Source organism: Streptomyces sp. NPDC001922 (assembly GCF_042891165.1).
Classification (GTDB): Bacteria; Actinomycetota; Actinomycetes; order Streptomycetales; family Streptomycetaceae; genus Streptomyces.
The window spans coordinates 428,946-448,133 of sequence record NZ_JBIASV010000001.1; the positions used below are offsets into that span (position 1 = coordinate 428,946).

Below are 19,188 nucleotides of genomic sequence, written 5' to 3' on the forward strand. Positions count from 1 at the left end.
CCCCCTCCGCCCGTCCGCCGGTCCGCCGGTCCGCCGGTCCGCCGGTCAAAGAGCACTGCCGCTTCACCGCTCGTTGTCACCCCGGTCACGGCCCCCTCCTATCGTCCGGTGGCGCGTGACTCCGTGCGCCGTCCGGCCACGGGGTGGTCACACAACTGGCGGTGGAGTGACAGTGGAACGTCGCACTTTCCTGCGTGGAGCAGTCATCGGCGGCTCGGCCGCGGCCTTCGGGGGCACCCTGATGCGGGGAGCCGCCTACGCGGCCCCCGCACAGCCCGGCCCCGGGCCCTACGGCGCCCTGGGCGCGGCCGACGCGAACGGCATCCAACTGCCCGGCGGATTCAGCAGCCGGGTGATCGCCCGGTCGGGACAGACCGTCCCGGGCACCTCGTACACCTGGCACAGCGCACCCGACGGCGGCGCCTGCTTCGCCGACGGGACGGGCTGGATCTACGTCTCCAACTCCGAGATCGACCCCGGCGGCGGCGCGAGCGCCGTCAGCTTCAGCGCGGCGGGCACCGTCACCGGCGCCCGCCGCATCCTCTCCGGCACCCGGCAGAACTGCGCGGGCGGCAGAACCCCGTGGAACACCTGGCTGTCCTGCGAGGAGGTCAGCCGGGGCTACGTTCACGAGACGGACCCGTGGGGCGTGCAGCCGGCCCGGCGCCGCGACGCGATGGGCCGCTTCAAGCACGAGGCGGCCGCCGCCGATCCGGTGCGCCGGACGGTCTACCTCACCGAGGACGAGACCGACGGCTGCTTCTACCGCTTCACCCCGGACACCTGGGGCGACCTGTCCAGCGGCACCCTCCAGGTACTCAAGGCCGGTTCCGCGACGTCCGGTTCGTTCAGCTGGGCGACCGTGCCCGACCCGGACGGCTCCCCCACCCTCACCCGGAACCAGGTTTCCGGCGCCAAGCGGTTCAACGGCGGCGAGGGGTGCCACTACGCCAACGACACCGTCTGGTTCACCACCAAGGGCGACAACCGGGTCTGGCAGCTCGACCTGGCGAACAGCACCTACCAACTGGCCTACGACGACTCCCTGGTCGTGGGCACGGACGCCCCGCTGACCGGCGTGGACAACATCACCGGCACCTCCTCCGGCGACCTCTTCGTCGCCGAGGACGGCGGCAGCATGGAGATCTGCGTCATCACCCCGGACGACGTCGTCGCACCGTTCCTGCGGATCAACGGCCAGTCCGCCTCCGAGATCACCGGCCCGGCCTTCTCCCCCGACGGACAGCGGCTCTACTTCTCCAGCCAGCGCGGCACGAGCGGCAGTTCGTCGGCCGGCATCACCTACGAGGTCACCGGCCCGTTCCGGGCGTAGCCCCTGCCCGAGGCGGACGCGGGCGCCGCACCGGTGGTGGCCGTGCCGGTGGTGGCCGTGCCGGTGGTGGCCGTGCCGGTGGTGGCCGTGCCGGTGGTGGCCGTGCCGGTGTCTGCCTGGACGAGGACCGACAGGCGGACACCGGCACGGACGGTCCCGGCCCCGCGTGCCGGCGCCGTCGCGCGGGGCCGGCGGCGGCCGGGACCTCGTCCGGGCGGTCACCGTGCCGCGACACGAACCGGACGCTCAGGAACCGGCCCCGCTGGCCGCGGCCGACACCTCCGCGAGCTCCGACGGCGACGGCACCACGGCGGCGCCGCCCCGCAGCAGGGCGGCGCCCAGCGGCGTCAGGGTGTGCAGCACCGCGCCGCCGTGCCGCAGGGTGACGACCAGCCCGGCCTCCCGCAGCACGCTCGCGTGCTGACTGGCCGACGCGGCCGACACCCCGACCCTGCGGGCGAGTTCCCCGGTCGTACAGCCGTGGCCGATGGTCCGCAGCACCGCGGACCGGGTGTGGCCCACCAGCTTGCCGAGCGAGCCGACGTCCCCCGCGCAGCTGCGCACCGGCTTCGTGGGCACCGACTCCTCGGTGTGCTCCACCGGGTAGACCAGCACCGGCGTCAGATCCCGGTCGTGGAACGTCACCGGGGTCCGGCGGCAGAAGAACGACGGCAGCAGCAACAGCCCCCGGCCGCCGAGGTACAGGTCCCGGTCGACCGGATAGTCCGACTCCAGCACCGGGGAGCGCCACCGCATGGTCCCCGGCAGCGACGCCAGCAGCCGGTCGGTGCCGCCGTCGAGCAGCGCCCGGCCGCGCGCCGCCCGGTCCGCCTCGATCCGGGCCCGTATGTGCGGCCAGTACGGGGCGATGGCGGCCCGGTGGTAGCTGCGCAGGGCGCCGATCAGCCGGCCCAGCGCCCCGCTGTCGCCGTCGGCGAGCTCGCGCAGCCAGCCCGGCCGGGTGCGCGCCGTGCCGAGCAGTGACAGCTCGTGCTGCAGCCGCGGCGCCGGCGTCTCGCGCAGTGCCTCGATCGCCGGTTCCACGCCGAGCACCCCTTCCGGCGGCGTCAGGAAGTCGGGGAAATAACCGCGCGACGGCACCAGGGAAGAGAGCAGGCGTGTTTCACCATTCAACCTGGATCGCGCTTCACAACGCCACGGTCCGTAAACCGTTGGCCCTTGCTTGTCGCGTAGTCGGTGAAAACTGAGGACGGATTCCCATAGCGCGTCCGGACGTGCGGCTATCCGGACCCGGGCGAGATCAAGCCCGGTGAAATGGATGCGTAGCACCAAACCCCCACAAGTGGCCCCCGCCTTTGTCCCGGTCACCGAGTATGCACGCCAGCACTGTCGGTTACCACGCCGTTTAAGCCACAGTTGAAACGGGTCGCGGGCCTCCGGCCCCTACCGAAATGCTGGACCCCGTCGGGCACACGGAAGCCGCCGATGGGACTGTTGTGGGGGCAGTGCGGCGGTTCGCTTCCGGGCGGCTTTGGGTACCGCCTCGCGCTCGGCAGGGGTTACGGCCTGCGGTCCGGTGCACACGAGCCCGCCCGGACCGCGGGTCGAACACCTGGAAGCCGACCGCCCGGGCACCTTCCACGCGGCAGTCCGATCACGGCCCCGCCCCAGCGGACGTGCGGAGGAACAGGCTCCAAAAGGCGGATACGATTCCGCGAACCGCATGGAGCCGGCACGGCGCCGCATGATCCCGCCATCGCGCAGAGGATGAGCAAGGACACGGCGGCCACGGCAATCCACACGAGAACTCCGGGTGCACACATTGCGAACCCTTTGCGCACCGGTTGCGCGCGACAGGGCTGCCGCATTGCCCCGCACTCACGGGCAAGGCCGGGCGTTCCGTCGCCCCGTACGGAAGTCCCCATCACTGCACAGGAGTTGCCGGAATCCCCGGGACGCCGCACAAGGAACGTCGACAAGCCCATCCCCCGACCGAACTCATTCGCACGGGGGTGACGGACTCATTGCGCACGAGGCATGCGCACGGGCATGGAAAGCGATTGCGGCAGCCTTCTCCACCCACTCCACCCCGCGCGCTCAGCCCTTGCTGGTAAGGGTCCGGAGCAGGGTGTCGAGATAACGACGCTGACCGTCGATATCGGAAGGCAGGGCCTGCGGGACCGCATGGATGAGCTGGATCTGGCCGAGGTGAGCGGTGTAGACCAGCACCCCCCGGCGGTGCGCCTCGTCGGCGGGAAAACCGAGATCGGTGAAGATCTGGGTGACGAACGCGATCCGGCGCTCGGTCACCCGTCGCAGCACGGCGGCCACCTGAGGGTGTGAGATCGACGTCAGCAGGGTGACTTCGATCGGATCTCCGGTGGTCGCCGCCGCAGGGACCGCTTTGAACAGACTGCGCAGCCGCCGCTGCGGGTCCGGCTCCGGTTCCACCGCAGCGATCACGTGTTCCGTGTTCGCCTCTTCCCAATGGCTGAGCGCAGCCTCGATCAGCGCGTCCCGGTTGGGGAAGTGCCAGTAGAAACTGCCCTTCGTGGTCCCCAGGCGCTTGGCGAGCGGCTCGACCGCGACAGCCGTCAGGCCGCCTTCACCGATGGCCGTCAGGGCTGCGTCGATCCAGTCCTGAGCCGTCATGCGGCCGCTGTCACGGCGTGGCTGATTCTTGCGGTGCACCATGACGCCATACGCTACCGTATGGACATCCATACGCTTCCGTATGGTGCGCGGCGGAGCGTGCGCGAAGACGTTCCGTCGCGGTCGTGCGCGCCCGACTCGCCTGCCGTCGGGGCCGAACGGGACCAGGCGCATCAGGAGGGGTGTCGCGGCACGATACCGCGCCACCCCTCCGTTCGAAACGGGGGAACGAGACCATGCGAACGAACCGGCCCACAGCGCGCGGCACATGGGCAAGAAGCGGCACCAACGGCGAGAAGGCGGCAGCGGTTGCCGCCGACGGGCTCACCCCCGATGAGCCGGCCGGCCGCGGGGGGACGGAGACATGCTGACCGAGACGGGATACTGCACCCAGGAAGTGGCCCCGGAGGACCGGTTCGACTACTGGCGGGAAATTCTCTCCAAGAACGACGCGCCCGCGGAGATTCTCAGCGGCCGGGCAGCCGACTTCCCCGCGTCACTGCGCATCCTGCAACTGGGCGCCGTACGCCTGTGGAAGACCGAGCACCCTCGGATGACGCTCCGCCGCACCCGGAAACTGATCCGGCATTCCGATCCGGAGATGTATCACCTGTCACTGGTCCTCCGCGGCACCAAGACGCTGACCCTGCGCGAGCGCGAAGTGCATTACGGAGCCTATGACGTGACACTCCTCGACACCTCGCGCCCTTACTTCATGGAGGCACGCACCGAGGACAGCCGGGAGCGCGTCCTGAGCACGGATGCCTTCATTCCGCGCCACCTGCTGCCGCTGCCGGCGACGAGCGTCGGCCGGCTCCTCAACCGGCGGTTCTCCGGCCGGGACGGGCTCGGGGGCATCCTCGCCACCTTTCTCACCCGGATCTGGGACGACGCCGGCTCCTATCAGCCCACCGACGGGCCACGGCTGGGCACGGTCGCCACCGATCTGCTCTTCGCGCTCTTCGCCCACGCCCTCGACGCCGAGCGGCCCCTCGAACCGGAGACGCAGCGCCGCAGCCTGACCCTGCGCATCAGGACCTTCATCCACCAGCACCTCTCCGACCCCGGCCTCACCCCCCGCACCGTCGCGGCCGCACACCACATTTCCCTCAGCTACCTGCACCGCCTCTTCCAGGAGGAGCAGCTCACCGTCGCCGGCTGGATCCGCCACCAGCGACTCGAACGGGCACGCCACGACCTCGCCGACGCCGCGCTGTCCCACACCCCCGTCTACGCGATCGCCGCCCGCTGGGGTTTCCCCCGCGCCTCCGACTTCACCCGGGTCTTCACGTCCGCCTACGGCATGTCGCCCACGGCCTACCGGAACGAAGCGCGCCACACGGCCATCGACGCGTAGCGCTCGTCCGCGACCGCCGGCGGACGCATCGCCGGGCCCTCGCCGTCGAGGTCCGCTCGGGGTCGCGCGGCACAGCCCATCGGGCATCCGGCCGGCGTCAGGTGTTCCGCGGGCCGGAAAAGAACGGGGGCGGCACCTCCGCACAAGGTGCCGCCCCATTCAGGTGCCGAAGCCGCCGGGTCGAGGGTGAGTCCCGACGGGCGCTCCGGCGTGTGTGGCGAGGCGCCGACCGTCGCCCCGCCACGTCTCAGCGGTGGTCGCTGCCCTCGCTCTCGACGGCCGCACGGCCTGCCTCGAGACGCGCCACCGGGATCCGGAACGGCGAGCAGGAGACGTAGTCCAGTCCCGCCTCGTGGAAGAAGTGGACCGAGTCCGGGTCACCGCCGTGCTCGCCGCAGACGCCGAGCTTGAGGTCGGGACGGGTGGCCCGGCCGGCCTCGACGGCGTTCCGGACCAGCGAGCCGACACCGTCCCGGTCGATCGTCTCGAACGGGCTGACGCCGAAGATGCCCTTCTCCAGGTAGGCGGTGAAGAAGCTCGCCTCCACGTCGTCCCGGGAGAAGCCCCACACCGTCTGGGTGAGGTCGTTGGTGCCGAAGGAGAAGAACTCGGCGGCCTCCGCGAGCTGGCCGGCGGTCAGCGCGGCCCGCGGCAGCTCGATCATGGTGCCGAGGGTGAGCTTGAGGTCGGTGCCGGTCGCGGCCTCCACCTCGGCGATGACCTGCTCGGCCTCGTCCCGCACGATCTCCAGCTCCTGCACCGTGCCGACCAGCGGGATCATGATCTCGGCCCGCGGGTCGCCCTTGGCGTTCTTGCGCAGGGCCGCGGCCTCGGCGATGGCCCGCACCTGCATGGCGAACAGCCCCGGGATGACCAGGCCGAGCCGCACACCGCGCAGACCCAGCATCGGGTTCTGCTCGTGCAGCTTGTGGACGGCCTGGAGCAGCCGCAGGTCGTTCTCGTTGGGGTCCTTGCGGGACTCGGCGAGGGCGACCCGGACGGACAGCTCGGTGATGTCCGGCAGGAACTCGTGCAGCGGCGGGTCGAGCAGCCGCACGGTGACCGGCAGCCCGTCCATCGACTCGAACAGCTCGACGAAGTCGTCGCGCTGCAGCGGCAGCAGGGAGCCCAGCGCCTCGTCGCGCTCGTCCTCGGCGTCCGCCAGGATCAGCCGCTCGACCATCTCGCGCCGCTCACCGAGGAACATGTGCTCGGTGCGGCAGAGCCCGATGCCCTGGGCGCCGAAGCGGCGGGCCCGCGAGGCGTCCTCGGCGTTGTCGGCGTTGGCCCGTACCCGCAGCCGGCGTACCCGGTCCGCGTAGGCCATGATCCGGTGGACGGCCTTGACCAGCTCGTCCGCGTCCTCGGCGCCGGCGTGCATCCGGCCCTCGAAGTACTCGACGACCGGGGACGGCACGACCGGCACCTCACCGAGGTACACCTTGCCGGAGGAGCCGTCGATGGAGACGACGTCGCCCTCCTCGATCACCACGCCGCCGGGCGCGGTCATCCGCCGCCGCTTGGTGTCGACCTCGAGCTCCTCGGCGCCGCAGACACAGGTCTTGCCCATGCCGCGGGCGACCACGGCCGCGTGCGAGGTCTTGCCGCCGCGCGAGGTCAGGATGCCCTCGGCGGCGATCATGCCGTTGAGGTCGTCGGGGTTGGTCTCCCGGCGGATGAGAATGACCTTCTCACCCGAGCGGGACCACTTGACCGCGGTGTAGGAGTCGAAGACCGCCTTGCCGACGGCCGCGCCCGGGGAGGCGGCGATGCCGCGGCCGATCTTCTCGGTCTTCGCGCTCTCGTCGAACCGGGGGAACATCAGCTGGGCGAGCTGTGCGCCGTTGACCCGCTGCAGCGCCTCGGCCTCGTCGATCAGACCCTGGTCCACGAGCTGGGTGGCGATCCGGAAGGCGGCACCCGCGGTGCGCTTGCCGACCCGGGTCTGCAGCATCCACAGCTGACCGCGCTCGATGGTGAACTCGATGTCGCACAGGTCCTTGTAGTGCGTCTCGAGGGTTTCCATGATCTGCATCAGCTGGTCGTACGACGCCTTGTCGATCCGCTCGAGATCGGCCAGCGGCACGGTGTTGCGGATACCGGCGACGACGTCCTCGCCCTGCGCGTTCTGCAGGTAGTCGCCGTAGACGCCCTGGTGGCCGCTGGCCGGGTCGCGGGTGAACGCGACGCCGGTGCCCGAGTCCGGGCCGAGGTTGCCGAAGACCATGGAGCAGACGTTGACCGCGGTGCCCAGGTCGCCGGGGATGCGCTCCTGACGGCGGTACAGCTTGGCGCGGTCGGTGTTCCAGGACTCGAAGACGGCCCGGACGGCGAGGTCCATCTGCTCGCGCGGCTCCTGCGGGAACTCGCGGCCGGTCTCCTTGAGGACGATGCCCTTGAACTGCTCGACGAGCTGCTGGAGGTCGGCGGAGTCGAGATCGACATCGACCTTGACGCCCTTGGCCCGCTTGGCCTCCTCGATGGCCTCCTCGAAGAGCTCACCGTCGACGCCGAGCACGGTCTTGCCGAACATCTGGATGAGCCGCCGGTACGAGTCCCAGGCGAACCGCTCGTCCCCGGCCTGGGCGGCGAGCCCGCTCACCGACTCGTCGGAGAGGCCGATGTTGAGGACCGTGTCCATCATGCCGGGCATGGAGAACTTGGCACCGGAACGTACGGACACCAGCAGCGGGTTGTCCGGCTGGCCGAGCTTCTTGCCCATGTTCCGCTCGAGCGCCTCGAGGTGGGCGCTCACCTCGTCCCGCAGCGCCGGGGGCTCGCTGCCGCTGTCGAGGTAGACCTTGCAGGCCTCGGTGGTGATGGTGAAGCCCGGAGGCACCGGGAGACCGAGGTTGGTCATCTCGGCGAGGTTGGCCCCCTTCCCGCCGAGCAGGTCCTTGAGCTCCTTGTTGCCCTCGGTGAAGTCGTAGACGAACTTCTGCTGATCTTCTGTTTCCGACACGGGACTCGACTCCTCGCGGACGGCTGCCCTGACGGCCGGGAGCGTACCCAGATCGAAGGCATGTGAGTACGTCCACTCGGCCGTCATGCGGCTGTAACCACTCGTCCGCCACCAGATCGAAAGTGCGGAGCCCGGCGGCCACTCATTTGAGCGACTTCAAGAAATGAATTCAAAACTACTGAGCGCCACGAAAATTCAAGATCGAGTTACTCACAGCGAGAAAGTTATACAGTTCTCGAAGCTTCAATGGGTGGCACCCAGTGCCACCCATTGAAAAGCCGCACCCTGTCTTCGAGTGCTCATCTGAGCGGACCACTGATCAGGGGTGGCGAGGATCACGCGCTCAGCGAAGGCCGAATCTCATCCTGTGGACACATTCGGAGCGGTGTCGGCTCAGATGAGCACTCGTGTGGCGACCCGTCGCGCCGACCGTTTCTGTGATACCGAGACTCGGAGTGACCAGTTCCGGACGGAGCGCGACGAAGGGCAGGGCCGGCCGCATGACAGGGCACCATCTTCTGGTCCACGACGGCACCTTCGCCGTGGTGACCGACTCCGGCGACATCACGGGCGTCCGGGGCGCCTCTCCCGACGGGCTGTTCTCCCGGGACGCCCGTCACCTGAGCCGGTGGCAGCTGACCGTGGACGGCGCACCGCCCGACGTGCTCGTCGCCGCCGCGCAGGCGGGCCCCGACCGCCCACTGGCCGCGGTCCTCACGCCGCCCGCCGGCCCGCCCGAGCCGGCGGCCTGCACGGTCCGGCGGGAGCAGGCCGTCGCCGACCGCTCCCTGGCCGAGCGCATCCGGCTGACCAGCAACCGCCCCGAGCCGGTGACCGTCCGGATCACCCTGACCGTGGACGCCGACTTCGCCGACCAGTTCGAGCTCCGCAGCGACCGGCACCGCTACGACAAGGCGGACGCCGTGCGCTCCGCCGACGCCTCGCCGGACGGCGTCACCTTCGCCTACGAACGGGCCGCGCCCACCGGGCGGCCCGCCTGGCACTCCCGAACGGTGATCCGTGCGATTCCCGCCCCGGACACGGTGTCGCGCACCGCGGGCGGCACCGCCCACACGCTGGAGTGGCGCGTCGAGCTGCCCCCGCACGGCAGCGGACAGATCACGCTCCAGGCCTGGGCCGTGCCCTCGGGAACCGGGGAGGAACCGCCGCCGATCGAGCCGCCGGCCGTGGCGCTGGCCGGGCCCGCCCGGGAGAACGCCGCCTTCACCGGAGCACACCCCCGGCCCCGGGATCTCATCGGCTGGCCCGAGCTGGCCCGCACATGTGAGCAGGGGCTGGCCGACCTCGCCGGGCTGCGCATCCCGGCGCACGGCCCGGACGGGGAGCCGCTGCGGGTGCCCGCGGCCGGCATCCCCTGGTTCCTCGCCCTCTCCGGGCGCGACTCCCTGCTCACCTCGCTGTTCGCCCTGCCGTACCGGCCCGGGCCGGCCGCCGCGACCCTGACCGCGCTCGCCGCGGCCCAGGGCACGGCGTACGACGAGCCCCCGGCGCTCGGGGGCACCGGCCGCCAGGAGCAGCCGGGCCGGATCCCGCACGAGATCCGGCACGGCGAACTCGCGCACTTCGGGCAGGTCCCGTACGGGCGCTACTACGGGGCCGTCGACGCCACCCCGCTCTTCCTGACCCTGCTGCACGCCTGTACCGAGCAGACGGCCGACGACGGCCTCGCCCGGCGGCTGGCGCCCCAGGCACGGGCCGCCGTGGAGTGGATGTTCCGGGACGGCGGGCTGACCGAGCACGGCTGGCTGGTCTGCTCCGGGGACGAGGGCGCCGCGGCCCACCGGGGCGGCGACTCCCACCAGAGCTGGCGCGACTCCCCCGGGGCCCTCTGCCACGACGACGGCACCCCCGCGGCGGGACCGGTCGCGGTGGCCGCCGCCCAGGGCTACGCGTACGACGCGCTCCTCCGCACCGCCGGCCTGGCCCGCAAGACCTGGGACAACGTGGCCTTCGCGGACCGGCTGGAGGAAGCCGCCGTCCGGCTGCGCAGCCGCTTCCACGAGGAGTTCTGGATGCCGGGGGCGGACTTCCCGGCAGCGGCCCTGGACGGGTCGGGCCGCCGGGTCGAGGTGCTGACCTCGGACGCGGGCCATCTGCTGTGGTCGGGGATTCTGGACCCGGCGCGCGGCGAGACGGTCGGCCGCCGGCTGCTGGGCCCGGACTTCTTCTCCGGCTGGGGCATCCGGACCCTGGCCGCGGGCCAGCGGCCGTACCACCCGCTCTCCTGGCACCGGGGCGCGATCCGGCCGCACGACAACGCGCTGAGCGTGCTCGGGCTGGCCCGCTACGGGCTGACCGAACAGGCCCTGGCCGTGACCCGCGGGCTGGTCGAGGCGGCGGCGGTGCACGGCTGGCGACTGCCGGAGAGTATGGCCGGCTACGGCCGGGACGAACATCCGGTACCGGTGCCGTGCCCGCACTCGGGCTCACCCCGGGCATGGGCGGCCGCCACTCCCCTGGCCCTGCTCAGCGCGCTGAGTCCGGGGCTGGGGTGATCGGGCGGGGGGGGTGATCGGGCGGGGGTGGGCCTGAGGCCGGGTGGGGCTGGGGCCGGGGTGATTGCTGCGGGGATGGGGTCACCGCGGGGATACCGCGGGGATGAGGTGGTCACGGCTGGGGTGCGGGGGTGCCGGTCCGGACCGCGGCGCGCCCGGGCCTGCGTCGTCCGGTCCGACCGGAAGCGGGCGTCGCGGACGGCGCCGGAGCAGCCCGGCCGCCGTCCCTGTCGCGCCCGGGGTCCCTCGTCGCGCCCGGGGTCCCGTGTCGTCCCCCGCCGTGCCTTGCCGTCCCCGCCGTCCCGGGGTCAGCCGCCGGAGGTGTCGAGCTCCGCGTCGGCACCGATCCCGGCGCAGTCGTAGGGGTCGTCGAGCCAGCCGTCGGGCAGGACCACCCGGTTCCTGCCGGAGGTGCGTCCGCGCGGGCCGTCCGCGCCCTGCGGCCAGGGCTGGTCCAGGTCCAGCTCGTTCAGCAGAGCGTCCAGCTCGTCGAGCGACGAGGTGATCGCGAGCTTCTTGCGCATCTCCGAGCCGATGGAGAAGCCCTTGGTGTACCAGGCGACGTGCTTGCGGAAGTCGATGACACCCCGTGCCTCGTCCTCCAGCCACTCCCCCAGGAGCTGGGCGTGCCGCCGCATGACGACCGCCACCTCCTTGAGCGTCGGCGCTGCCGGTCCGGGGCCGGTACCGGCTTCGCCTGGCTCGTGCCCGCCCGGCTCGTGCCCGCCCGGATTCTCGAAGGCCGCGACCAGGTCTCCGAAGATCCAGGGACGCCCGAGGCAGCCCCGGCCCACCACGACGCCGTCGCAGCCGGTCTGCCGCACCATCCGCACCGCGTCGTCGGCCGACCAGATGTCCCCGTTGCCGAGCACCGGGATCTCCGGCACGGCCTCCTTGAGCCGGGCGATCGCGTCCCAGTCGGCGGTGCCGCCGTAGTGCTGCGCCGCGGTGCGCCCGTGCAGGGCGATCGCGGTGACGCCCTCCTCGACGGCGATGCGCCCCGCGTCGAGGTAGGTGATGTGGTCGTCGTCGATGCCCTTGCGCATCTTCATGGTGACCGGCAGGGAGCCCGCGCCCGCGACGGCCTCCCGGAGGATGGAACGCAGCAGGTTCCTCTTGTAGGGCAGGGCGGAGCCGCCGCCCTTCCGGGTCACCTTGGGCACCGGGCAGCCGAAGTTGAGGTCGATGTGGTCGGCCAGGTCCTCGTCCGCGATCATGCGGGCGGCCTTGCCGACCGTGACCGGGTCCACCCCGTAGAGCTGGATGGAGCGGGGCTTCTCGGTCCCGTCGAAGTGGACCAGCCGCATCGTCTTGGCATCCCGCTCGACCAGCGCACGCGTGGTGATCATCTCGCTGACGAACAGCCCTTTGCCGCCGCTGAACTCACGGCACAGGGTGCGGAACGGCGCGTTGGTGATCCCGGCCATGGGGGCCAGGACCACCGGCGGCTGCACCGTGTGCGGGCCGATCTGCAGCTGGGTCATCGGGAGAGCGTCCTTCAGGCGTGACGGGCGGGTCGGCGTCCCCGCGGTGCGGTCTCGGGGACCGGGCATCCGGCGGGACGGCCTCCCATTGTCCCGCATCCGCCGGGACGGTCCGGACGGTGCGGTTCGTCGTACCCGCCCGACCGGTGGTTGTACGGTTCAACCGTGTCCGGACTCAGCCACCGGCGGCGGCTGCTCGTGCTCGGTATCTGCTGCATGAGCCTGCTGATCGTCAGCCTCGACAACACCGTTCTGAACGTCGCCCTGCCCGCCATGCGCCGCGACCTCGACGCCTCCGTCCCGGGCCTGCAGTGGACCATCGACGCGTACACCCTGGTGCTGGCGTCACTGCTGATGCTGGCCGGCTCGACGGCGGACCGGATCGGTCGGCGGCGGGTGTTCAAGGCGGGTCTGGTGCTGTTCACCCTCGGCTCGGTGCTGTGCAGTGTGGCTCCCGGCCTGGGCTGGCTGGTGGCCTTCCGGATGGTGCAGGCGGTCGGGGGCTCGATGCTCAACCCGGTGGCCATGTCGATCATCACCAACACCTTCACCGACCCCCGGGAGCGGGCCCGCGCGATCGGCGTCTGGGGCGGGGTCGTCGGGATCAGCATGGCCGCCGGGCCGCTGGTGGGCGGGGTGCTGGTGGACGGCGTGGGCTGGCGGTCCATCTTCTGGCTCAACCTGCCGGTGGGGCTGGCGGCCCTGGTGCTCACGGCCCGGTACGTCCCCGAGTCGCGGGCGGCACGGCCCCGGCGGGTGGACGCCGTCGGTCAGCTGCTCGTCATCGCCCTGCTGGGATCCCTCACCTACGCGATCATCGAGGGGCCGGCGGCCGGCTGGACCTCGCCGCTGATCCTGACCTGCGCCACCGTCGCGCTGCTCGCCGCCGTGGGCCTGGTGCGCTACGAGCGGCGCCGCGAGGAGCCACTGATCGACCCGCGGTTCTTCCACAGCGCGCCGTTCAGCGGGGCCACGGTGATAGCGGTGAGCGCGTTCGCGGCGCTGGGCGGCTTCCTGTTCCTCAGCACGCTCTACCTGCAGGAGATCAAGGGGCTGTCGGCGCTGCAGGCCGGGGTGTGGATGCTGCCGATGGCAGCGACGACGTTCGTCTGCGCACCGCTGTCCGGACGGCTGGTGGCCGTCCGCGGTCCCCGGCTGCCGCTGCTGCTCGCCGGGGTGTCGATGGCCGCGAGCGGTCTGCTGTTCGCGGTGTTCGACGCGCAGCGCTCGGACGGGCTGCTGCTCACCGGCTACGTGCTGTTCGGCGTGGGCTTCGGCCTGGTCAACGCACCGATCACCAACACCGCGGTCTCCGGCATGCCGCGCTCCCAGGCGGGCGTGGCCGCGGCCGTCGCCTCCACCAGCCGGCAGGTCGGCCAGTCGCTCGGGGTGGCGGTGATCGGCGCGGTGCTGGCGACCGGGGTGCGTGCAACGGCCGACGCCGGGGCGTTCGTCGCGGCGAGCGACCCGGCCTGGTGGATCATCGCCGGGTGCGGTGCGGCGGTACTGGCCGTGGGCCTGGCCACCACCGGTGGCTGGGCGGCCCGTTCGGCCCAGCGGACCGCCGCCCTGTTCGAAGGGGGCACCGTGGATCAGGCGTCCGCGAACTCGAGGGCGTGAAGCTGCTCCAGCCGCTCGCGCGACTCGTCGTCCGCCGGGACGTAGGTGACGATCCGCGGTCCCTGCCGGGGCCCCAGCCAGAGGCTGGTGTGGTGGAGGTGCAGCATGCCGGCCCGGGGACTCCGGATGCGCTTCAACTGGTCCGTCGCGTTCAGCACCTCGTGCTCCTCCCAGAACGTCCGGAACGCGGGCGAGACCCGCTGGAGCCGGTGGAGCAGCGTGGTCCAGGCCGGCTCGGCGAGGTGTTCCGCCATCGCCGCCCGGAACTTGGCCACCATCGCCCGCTGCGACTCCTCGAGGTCGACCATGGCTGCCTGCCAGTCGGCGTTGGTGAAGCCGAGCCACATGCAGTTGCGGTCCTCGTACGGCAGCGCGTCCAGGTCGACGATCATCCGCGCGAAGCCGCGGTTGTAGGCCAGGACGTCGTACCGGCTGTTCTGGACACAGGCCGGGTACGGCTCCAGCTGCTCCAGCATCAGGCGCAGGGACGGGGAGATGCTGGGGCACGTGCGGCCGGGCGCCGGGTCGGATGCTCCTGCGAGCGCGAAGAGGTGGCTGCGCTCGCTCGGGTCGAGCAGCAGGGCGCGGGCGACGGCGTCGAGCACCTGCGCGGAGACATGGATGGGGCGCGCCTGCTCCAGCCAGGTGTACCAGGTGACGCCCACCGCGGAGAGCTGCGCGACCTCCTCACGGCGCAGGCCGGGTGTACGGCGGCGCCGGCCCCGGGGCAGTCCCACCTGCTCGGGGGCGATCCGTTCACGGCGGCTGCGCAGGAAGGCGGCGAGCGCGGCCCGCTGCGCCGCTTCCCCCTCGGGCCGCTCCGGGCCGGTGACCCGGGTGGTGGGAGCGGGAGTGGGGGTGCGGGTGGGAGTAGTGGTGGAAGTGAGCGTGGTGGCGTTGGCGTTGGCGTTGGCGTTGGCGTTGGCGTTGGCGTTGGCGTTGGCGTTGGCGTTGGCGTTGGCGTTGGCCGGGAACGTGGCGGTGGCCCGGGCGGTAACGGTCGTTGCGGTCCCCCGGGCAGCCGCGGCTGAGGTGGTTTCCGCGGGAGCGGCAGCCTCCGTTGGCGGAACCCGGGTGGCCGGGGCCTGCGCCGCCGTCCCGGACTGCGAGGTCGTTCCGGGCCGCGGGGTCGTCCCTGGCTGCGGGGTCGCCGCCTGTGCTGGAGTGGTCATAACGTCAGGGTGCCGCACCGTTCAGCCCGTTTCCAGGTAGTCCCGATACCAGGATAAAGAGACTCTGGTACCCGGCTCAGCGGTGATCGACGCTCGGAACCGTGAGCGATATCCGACTACGCACCCCGACCTCCACGTACACCACGGCGACCGCCGCCGCACCGCCCGCACTCGGCCGACTCGGCCTGTTCACCGTGCTGTTGGGCGCCTCCCTTCCTCTGATCGATTTCTTCATCGTCAACGTCGCCCTGCCGTCCATCGACCGAGAGCTCGCCGCCGGCCCCGCACTGCTGGAACTGGTGGTGGCGGGGTACGGCGTCTCCTACGCCGTCCTCCTGGTGCTGGGCGGCCGACTGGGTGACATGTTCGGTCGCCGCAGGCTCTTCCTCATCGGAATGGCAGCCTTCGGCCTGACCTCGCTGGCGTGCGGCGTCGCGCCGGACGCCTGGTCGCTGGTCGCCGCCCGGGTGGCCCAGGGCGCCGCCTCGGCCTTCATGCTGCCCCAGGTCCTGGCCACCATCCAGGCGACGACGTCCGGCGCCCGCCGGGGGCGCGCGCTGAGCCTGTACGGCGCGACGGCGGGGCTGTCGATGGTCGCCGGGCAGGTCCTCGGGGGCGTTCTGGTGGCGGCCGATCCCGCCGGGACCGGCTGGCGTTCGGTCTTCCTGGTCAATGTGCCGGTGGCGCTGCTCGGTCTGGCGCTCGCGGCCCGTACCGTCCCGGAGACCCGCTCCGAACGGCCGGCGCCGGTCGACCTGCCGGGCACCGTCCTGTTGGGCATCTCGCTGACCGCGCTGCTGGTGCCGCTCACCGAGGGACGGGCTGCGGGCTGGCCGCTGTGGACCTGGGTCCTGCTGGTGGCGGTCCCCTTCACGGTCGCCGCGTTCTGGGCAGTGGAACGACGGGCCGACCGGCAGGGGCGTACGCCGCTGGTGCCGCCGAGTCTGCTGACGTCGCCGGGGCTGCGGCGCGGGTTGCCGATGATACTGCCGTTCTCCATCGGCTTCGGCGGCTTCATGTTCGTCGTGGCGGTGGCACTCCAGCAGGGACTGCGTCTCGGGCCGGTGGCGGCCGGTCTGGCGCTGGTGCCGATGGCGCTGGCCTTCTTCGCCGCCTCGCTGATGGGCCCGCGGCTGGTCGGCCGGTACGGCAGCCGGGTGGTGACCGCCGGCGGACTGTTCCAGGCCGTGGGACTGGCACTGCTCGTCATGACCGCACTGCGGAACTGGCCGGAGCTGGGCTTCGGGGACCTGCTGCCGGGCACGGCACTGGCCGGGTTCGGACAGGGGTTCCAACTGCCCGTGCTCTATCGCATCGTGCTGGCGGACGTGCCGGGTGACCGAGCCGGTGTCGGCAGCGGCGTCATGGTGACCACCCAGCAGTCGAGCCTGGCGTTGGGCGTGGCCACCCTCGGCAGTCTGTTCCTGGCGCTGGACGAAGCGGTGGGGATGCGCGACGCGCTGGCCGGCACGCTCGTCGCCCAACTGGGGCTGGTGGCGCTGACGGTGCTGCTGAGCCTGCGGTTGCCGCGCACGGTGACCTGAGAAGCGGGCCCGACGGGCGGGCGCAGGGCCGGGCGCGGGGCACCGCAGAGCTCCCGGGCCGCCCGGCAACGTGCGGACGACCGATGCGCCGGGCGTGACCGAGCGCTCGGCGGGGCGGCGGCCGATACGCCGGGGTGGGGGCGACCGCCGGAGCAGCACGAGACCGCGCCGGAGCGATGCGGAAGCCAGGAGCGACCGAAGCCGGAAGAGAGCGAGGACGGCCGGAGCCCACAGGAGGACGGGACGGATCTGCGGGGCTGACTGACGTGCGGTCGATGCCGGCCACCGAAGGAAGCCCACACGGCCCCGTGTCCCGTTTCGTCCGCATCGCCACGCCTCGCTCTGCCTGCGCATCGCGTCCCCTGTCCGTCCCGGCGCATCGCACCGTCCTGCGTTCCGACGTTCACCGTGCCGCACTCGGCCGTCGTCCGCGCCCACTCCGCCGCGGACCCCCACGAAGGAGTGACAACTATTGAAATCTGTCATCACACATGCCATGGTCGGTGAGCAGAAAGGCATTACCCAGCAACCTCCGGCCCGCGGGCCGCCCACCTCCTCGGAGTCCCCATGACGTCGCAGCAAGTCCCCCTCCGCACTCTCGGCTCCACCGGCCCGCGAGTCCCGGCACTCGGCCTGGGCTGCATGGGGATGTCCGCGCTCTACGGCGAGACGGACGAGAAGGAGTCGATCGCCACCATCCACGCCGCTCTCGACGCAGGCCTGACACTGCTCGACACCGGCGACTTCTACGGCATGGGTCACAACGAGCTGCTGATCCGCGACGCACTGCGGAGCAGCAGCCAGGGCCGCGACCGGGCCGTCCTCAGCGTGAAGTTCGGCGCTCTGCGGGACGCCCGGGGCGGCTGGTCCGGACACGACGGACGGCCGGCCGCGGTGAAGAACTTCCTGGCCTACTCGCTCCAGCGGCTCGGCACCGACCACGTCGACATCTACCGGATCGCCCGGGTGGACCCGGCCGTTCCGATCGAGGAGACGGTCGGGGCGATCGCCGAGGCGGTCGAGGCAGGACAGGTGCGGCACATCGGTCTGTCCGAGGTCGGCTCCGACACGCTGCGCCGGGCGTCAGCCGTGGCCCCGGTCTCGGACCTCCAGATCGAGTACTCCCTGCTCTCCCGGGGCATCGAGGAGGACATCCTGCCCACCTGCCGGGAGCTGGGCATCGGCATCACCGCGTACGGCGTGCTGTCCCGAGGCCTGATCAGCGGGCACTGGAGCCGTGACCGTCGGCTCGACTCCCGTGACTTCCGCGGCATGAGCCCCCGTTTCACCGGGGACAACCTGAACCACAACCTCGATCTGGTCGAAGCTCTCCGCAAGGTTGCCGATGCGAAGAGTGCTACCGTCGCCCAGATCGCCATCGCCTGGGTCCTGGCCCGCGGAGAGGACATCGTTCCGCTCATCGGCGCCCGACGGCGCGACCGTCTCGGCGAGGCGCTCGGCGCACTGGAGGTCACGCTGGACGCAGATGACCTCACTGCGATCGAGGCGGCCGTCCCGGCCGGTGCGGCAGCGGGAGCACGCTATCCCGCGGCCCAGATGGCGCACCTGGACAGCGAGAAGATATAGCCCCGTACCCGAACGAGAGGCCCCAAGGACCCGATGCCGCCCGAGACTCTGACCCCCGCCCGCATCCTCGAGGTCACCGAGGAGGTGCTCCGGCGGTACGGCCCGGCCAAGGCCACGGTGGTCGATGTGGCGCGGGCACTGGGCGTCAGTCACGGCAGCGTCTACCGGCATTTCCCCAGCAAGGCCGCGCTCCGCGAAGCGGTCACGGCGCGCTGGCTCGACCGGACCTCGGCCGAACTGGACACGATCGCCTCCGGGCCCGGACCGGCCGCAAGCCGGCTCGAGCTCTGGCTGTCCACGCTGTTCGACGCCAAGCGCCACAAAGCGGGCGACGACCCGGAACTCTTCGCCACCTACATGGTGTTGATCGGCGAGAGCAGCGGAGTCGTCGACCAGCACATCGACGACCTGGTGGGGCAGCTGGCGAAGATCCTCAGGGACGGCTGCGATCAGGGGGTGTTCGCCGCCCCGGAGACCGGCTTCGACGCCACGGCACGCGCGGTGTTCGACGCCACGGGCCGCTTCCACGACCCGGCGTACGCCATGGAGTGGTCCGCACCGGAGATCACCACCGCGTTCGCGGGCGTACGGGACCTGGTCCTGCGGGGCCTGCGCAGCTGAGCCCATGTGCTGCACAGCGCCCAGGTGTTGAACCAACCCGCACAACACACGAGTGGATGACCCCTGCCCCGCACAACGCCGAGCAGCTGAGCCCTGTACCAGGCAACACCCGGGCTGCTGAGCCCCTGCCCTGCTGCGCAGCGCCCGACCTTCTGCGCCCTGACCTGGCGCAGTGCCCGAGCCACTGAGCCCGCTCCGGCGAGGTGCCCGAGCATCCGAGCCGGCCCTGCGCAGCGCCTGAGCAGCGGAGCCGTCTTCTGTACACGGTCTGCGCATCGGCCATCGCCGGGGTCCGCGAACCAGCGCGGAGCAGCGGAGCGGAGCGGGTGCTGCGATGTCCGTCGCCTTCAGGTGCTGCGGCACCCGACCGGGCCCTGCG

11 protein-coding genes and 1 pseudogene are annotated in these 19,188 nt (G+C 71.8%); 7 read left to right on the forward strand and 5 right to left on the reverse strand.

The genetic code is table 11. The annotated features are described in order from the left end of the window. The first annotated feature begins 172 nt into the window (after positions 1–172). The gene (locus ACFYYR_RS01830; protein ID WP_388845747.1) at positions 173–1,333 is read left to right on the forward strand and encodes an alkaline phosphatase PhoX; all 1,161 of its coding nucleotides are present in this window, start codon (positions 173–175) and stop codon (positions 1,331–1,333) included. Positions 1,334–1,579: 246 nt separating this feature from the next. On the opposite strand, the gene ACFYYR_RS01835 is transcribed toward ACFYYR_RS01830, so the two are convergent. Beyond that, on the reverse strand, positions 1,580–2,623 hold the full coding sequence (locus ACFYYR_RS01835; RefSeq protein WP_388845750.1) for a helix-turn-helix domain-containing protein: 1,044 nt from the start codon (positions 2,621–2,623) through the stop codon (positions 1,580–1,582). Positions 2,624–3,391: 768 nt separating this feature from the next. Beyond that, positions 3,392–3,988: a TetR/AcrR family transcriptional regulator gene (locus ACFYYR_RS01840; protein WP_388845753.1), complete on the reverse strand. Its 597-nt coding sequence runs from the start codon at positions 3,986–3,988 to the stop codon at positions 3,392–3,394. Between the two features lie 322 nt (positions 3,989–4,310). On the opposite strand from ACFYYR_RS01840, the gene ACFYYR_RS01845 reads away from it, so the two are divergent. After that, positions 4,311–5,303: a helix-turn-helix domain-containing protein gene (locus ACFYYR_RS01845; protein ID WP_388845756.1), complete on the forward strand. Its 993-nt coding sequence runs from the start codon at positions 4,311–4,313 to the stop codon at positions 5,301–5,303. A gap of 247 nt (positions 5,304–5,550) precedes the next feature. Here the strand turns inward: ACFYYR_RS01845 and ppdK are convergent, their stop codons facing one another. After that, entirely contained in the window at positions 5,551–8,265 is a 2,715-nt protein-coding gene (gene ppdK, locus ACFYYR_RS01850) for a pyruvate, phosphate dikinase (RefSeq protein WP_388845758.1), read from the reverse strand. 500 nt (positions 8,266–8,765) lie between these two features. Here ppdK and ACFYYR_RS01855 point away from each other — a divergent pair, with 500 nt between their 5' ends. Next, positions 8,766–10,781 (forward strand): glycogen debranching N-terminal domain-containing protein, encoded by a 2,016-nt coding sequence (locus ACFYYR_RS01855; protein WP_388845761.1) that lies wholly within the window; start codon positions 8,766–8,768, stop codon positions 10,779–10,781. Between the two features lie 308 nt (positions 10,782–11,089). Here the strand turns inward: ACFYYR_RS01855 and dusB are convergent, their stop codons facing one another. Next, entirely contained in the window at positions 11,090–12,265 is a 1,176-nt protein-coding gene (gene dusB / locus ACFYYR_RS01860) for a tRNA dihydrouridine synthase DusB (RefSeq protein WP_388845763.1), read from the reverse strand. A 165-nt stretch (positions 12,266–12,430) separates the two neighbouring features. On the opposite strand from dusB, the gene ACFYYR_RS01865 reads away from it, so the two are divergent. Then, positions 12,431–13,885 carry an MFS transporter gene (locus tag ACFYYR_RS01865; protein ID WP_388845766.1) on the forward strand — a complete coding sequence of 485 codons (1,455 nt, stop codon included), beginning with the start codon at positions 12,431–12,433 and terminating at the stop codon, positions 13,883–13,885. On the opposite strand, the pseudogene ACFYYR_RS01870 reads toward ACFYYR_RS01865, so the two are convergent. After that, a pseudogene (locus ACFYYR_RS01870) lies at positions 13,858–14,724 on the reverse strand (helix-turn-helix transcriptional regulator); the annotation flags it as partial. The gene ACFYYR_RS01865 and the pseudogene ACFYYR_RS01870 sit on opposite strands and share 28 nt — an antisense overlap. 443 nt (positions 14,725–15,167) lie before the next feature. Here ACFYYR_RS01870 and ACFYYR_RS01875 point away from each other — a divergent pair. The 3 genes from ACFYYR_RS01875 (at position 15,168) to ACFYYR_RS01885 (ending at position 18,809) form a co-directional block, all read left to right on the forward strand. After that, positions 15,168–16,601: an MFS transporter gene (locus ACFYYR_RS01875; protein WP_388846418.1), complete on the forward strand. Its 1,434-nt coding sequence runs from the start codon at positions 15,168–15,170 to the stop codon at positions 16,599–16,601. Positions 16,602–17,168: 567 nt separating this feature from the next. Next, on the forward strand, positions 17,169–18,188 hold the full coding sequence (locus ACFYYR_RS01880) for an aldo/keto reductase (protein ID WP_388845768.1): 1,020 nt from the start codon (positions 17,169–17,171) through the stop codon (positions 18,186–18,188). Positions 18,189–18,221: 33 nt separating this feature from the next. After that, complete coding sequence (locus tag ACFYYR_RS01885; RefSeq protein ID WP_388845771.1) at positions 18,222–18,809, forward strand: TetR/AcrR family transcriptional regulator; 588 nt, start codon at positions 18,222–18,224, stop codon at positions 18,807–18,809. The last annotated feature ends 379 nt before the right edge of the window (positions 18,810–19,188 follow it).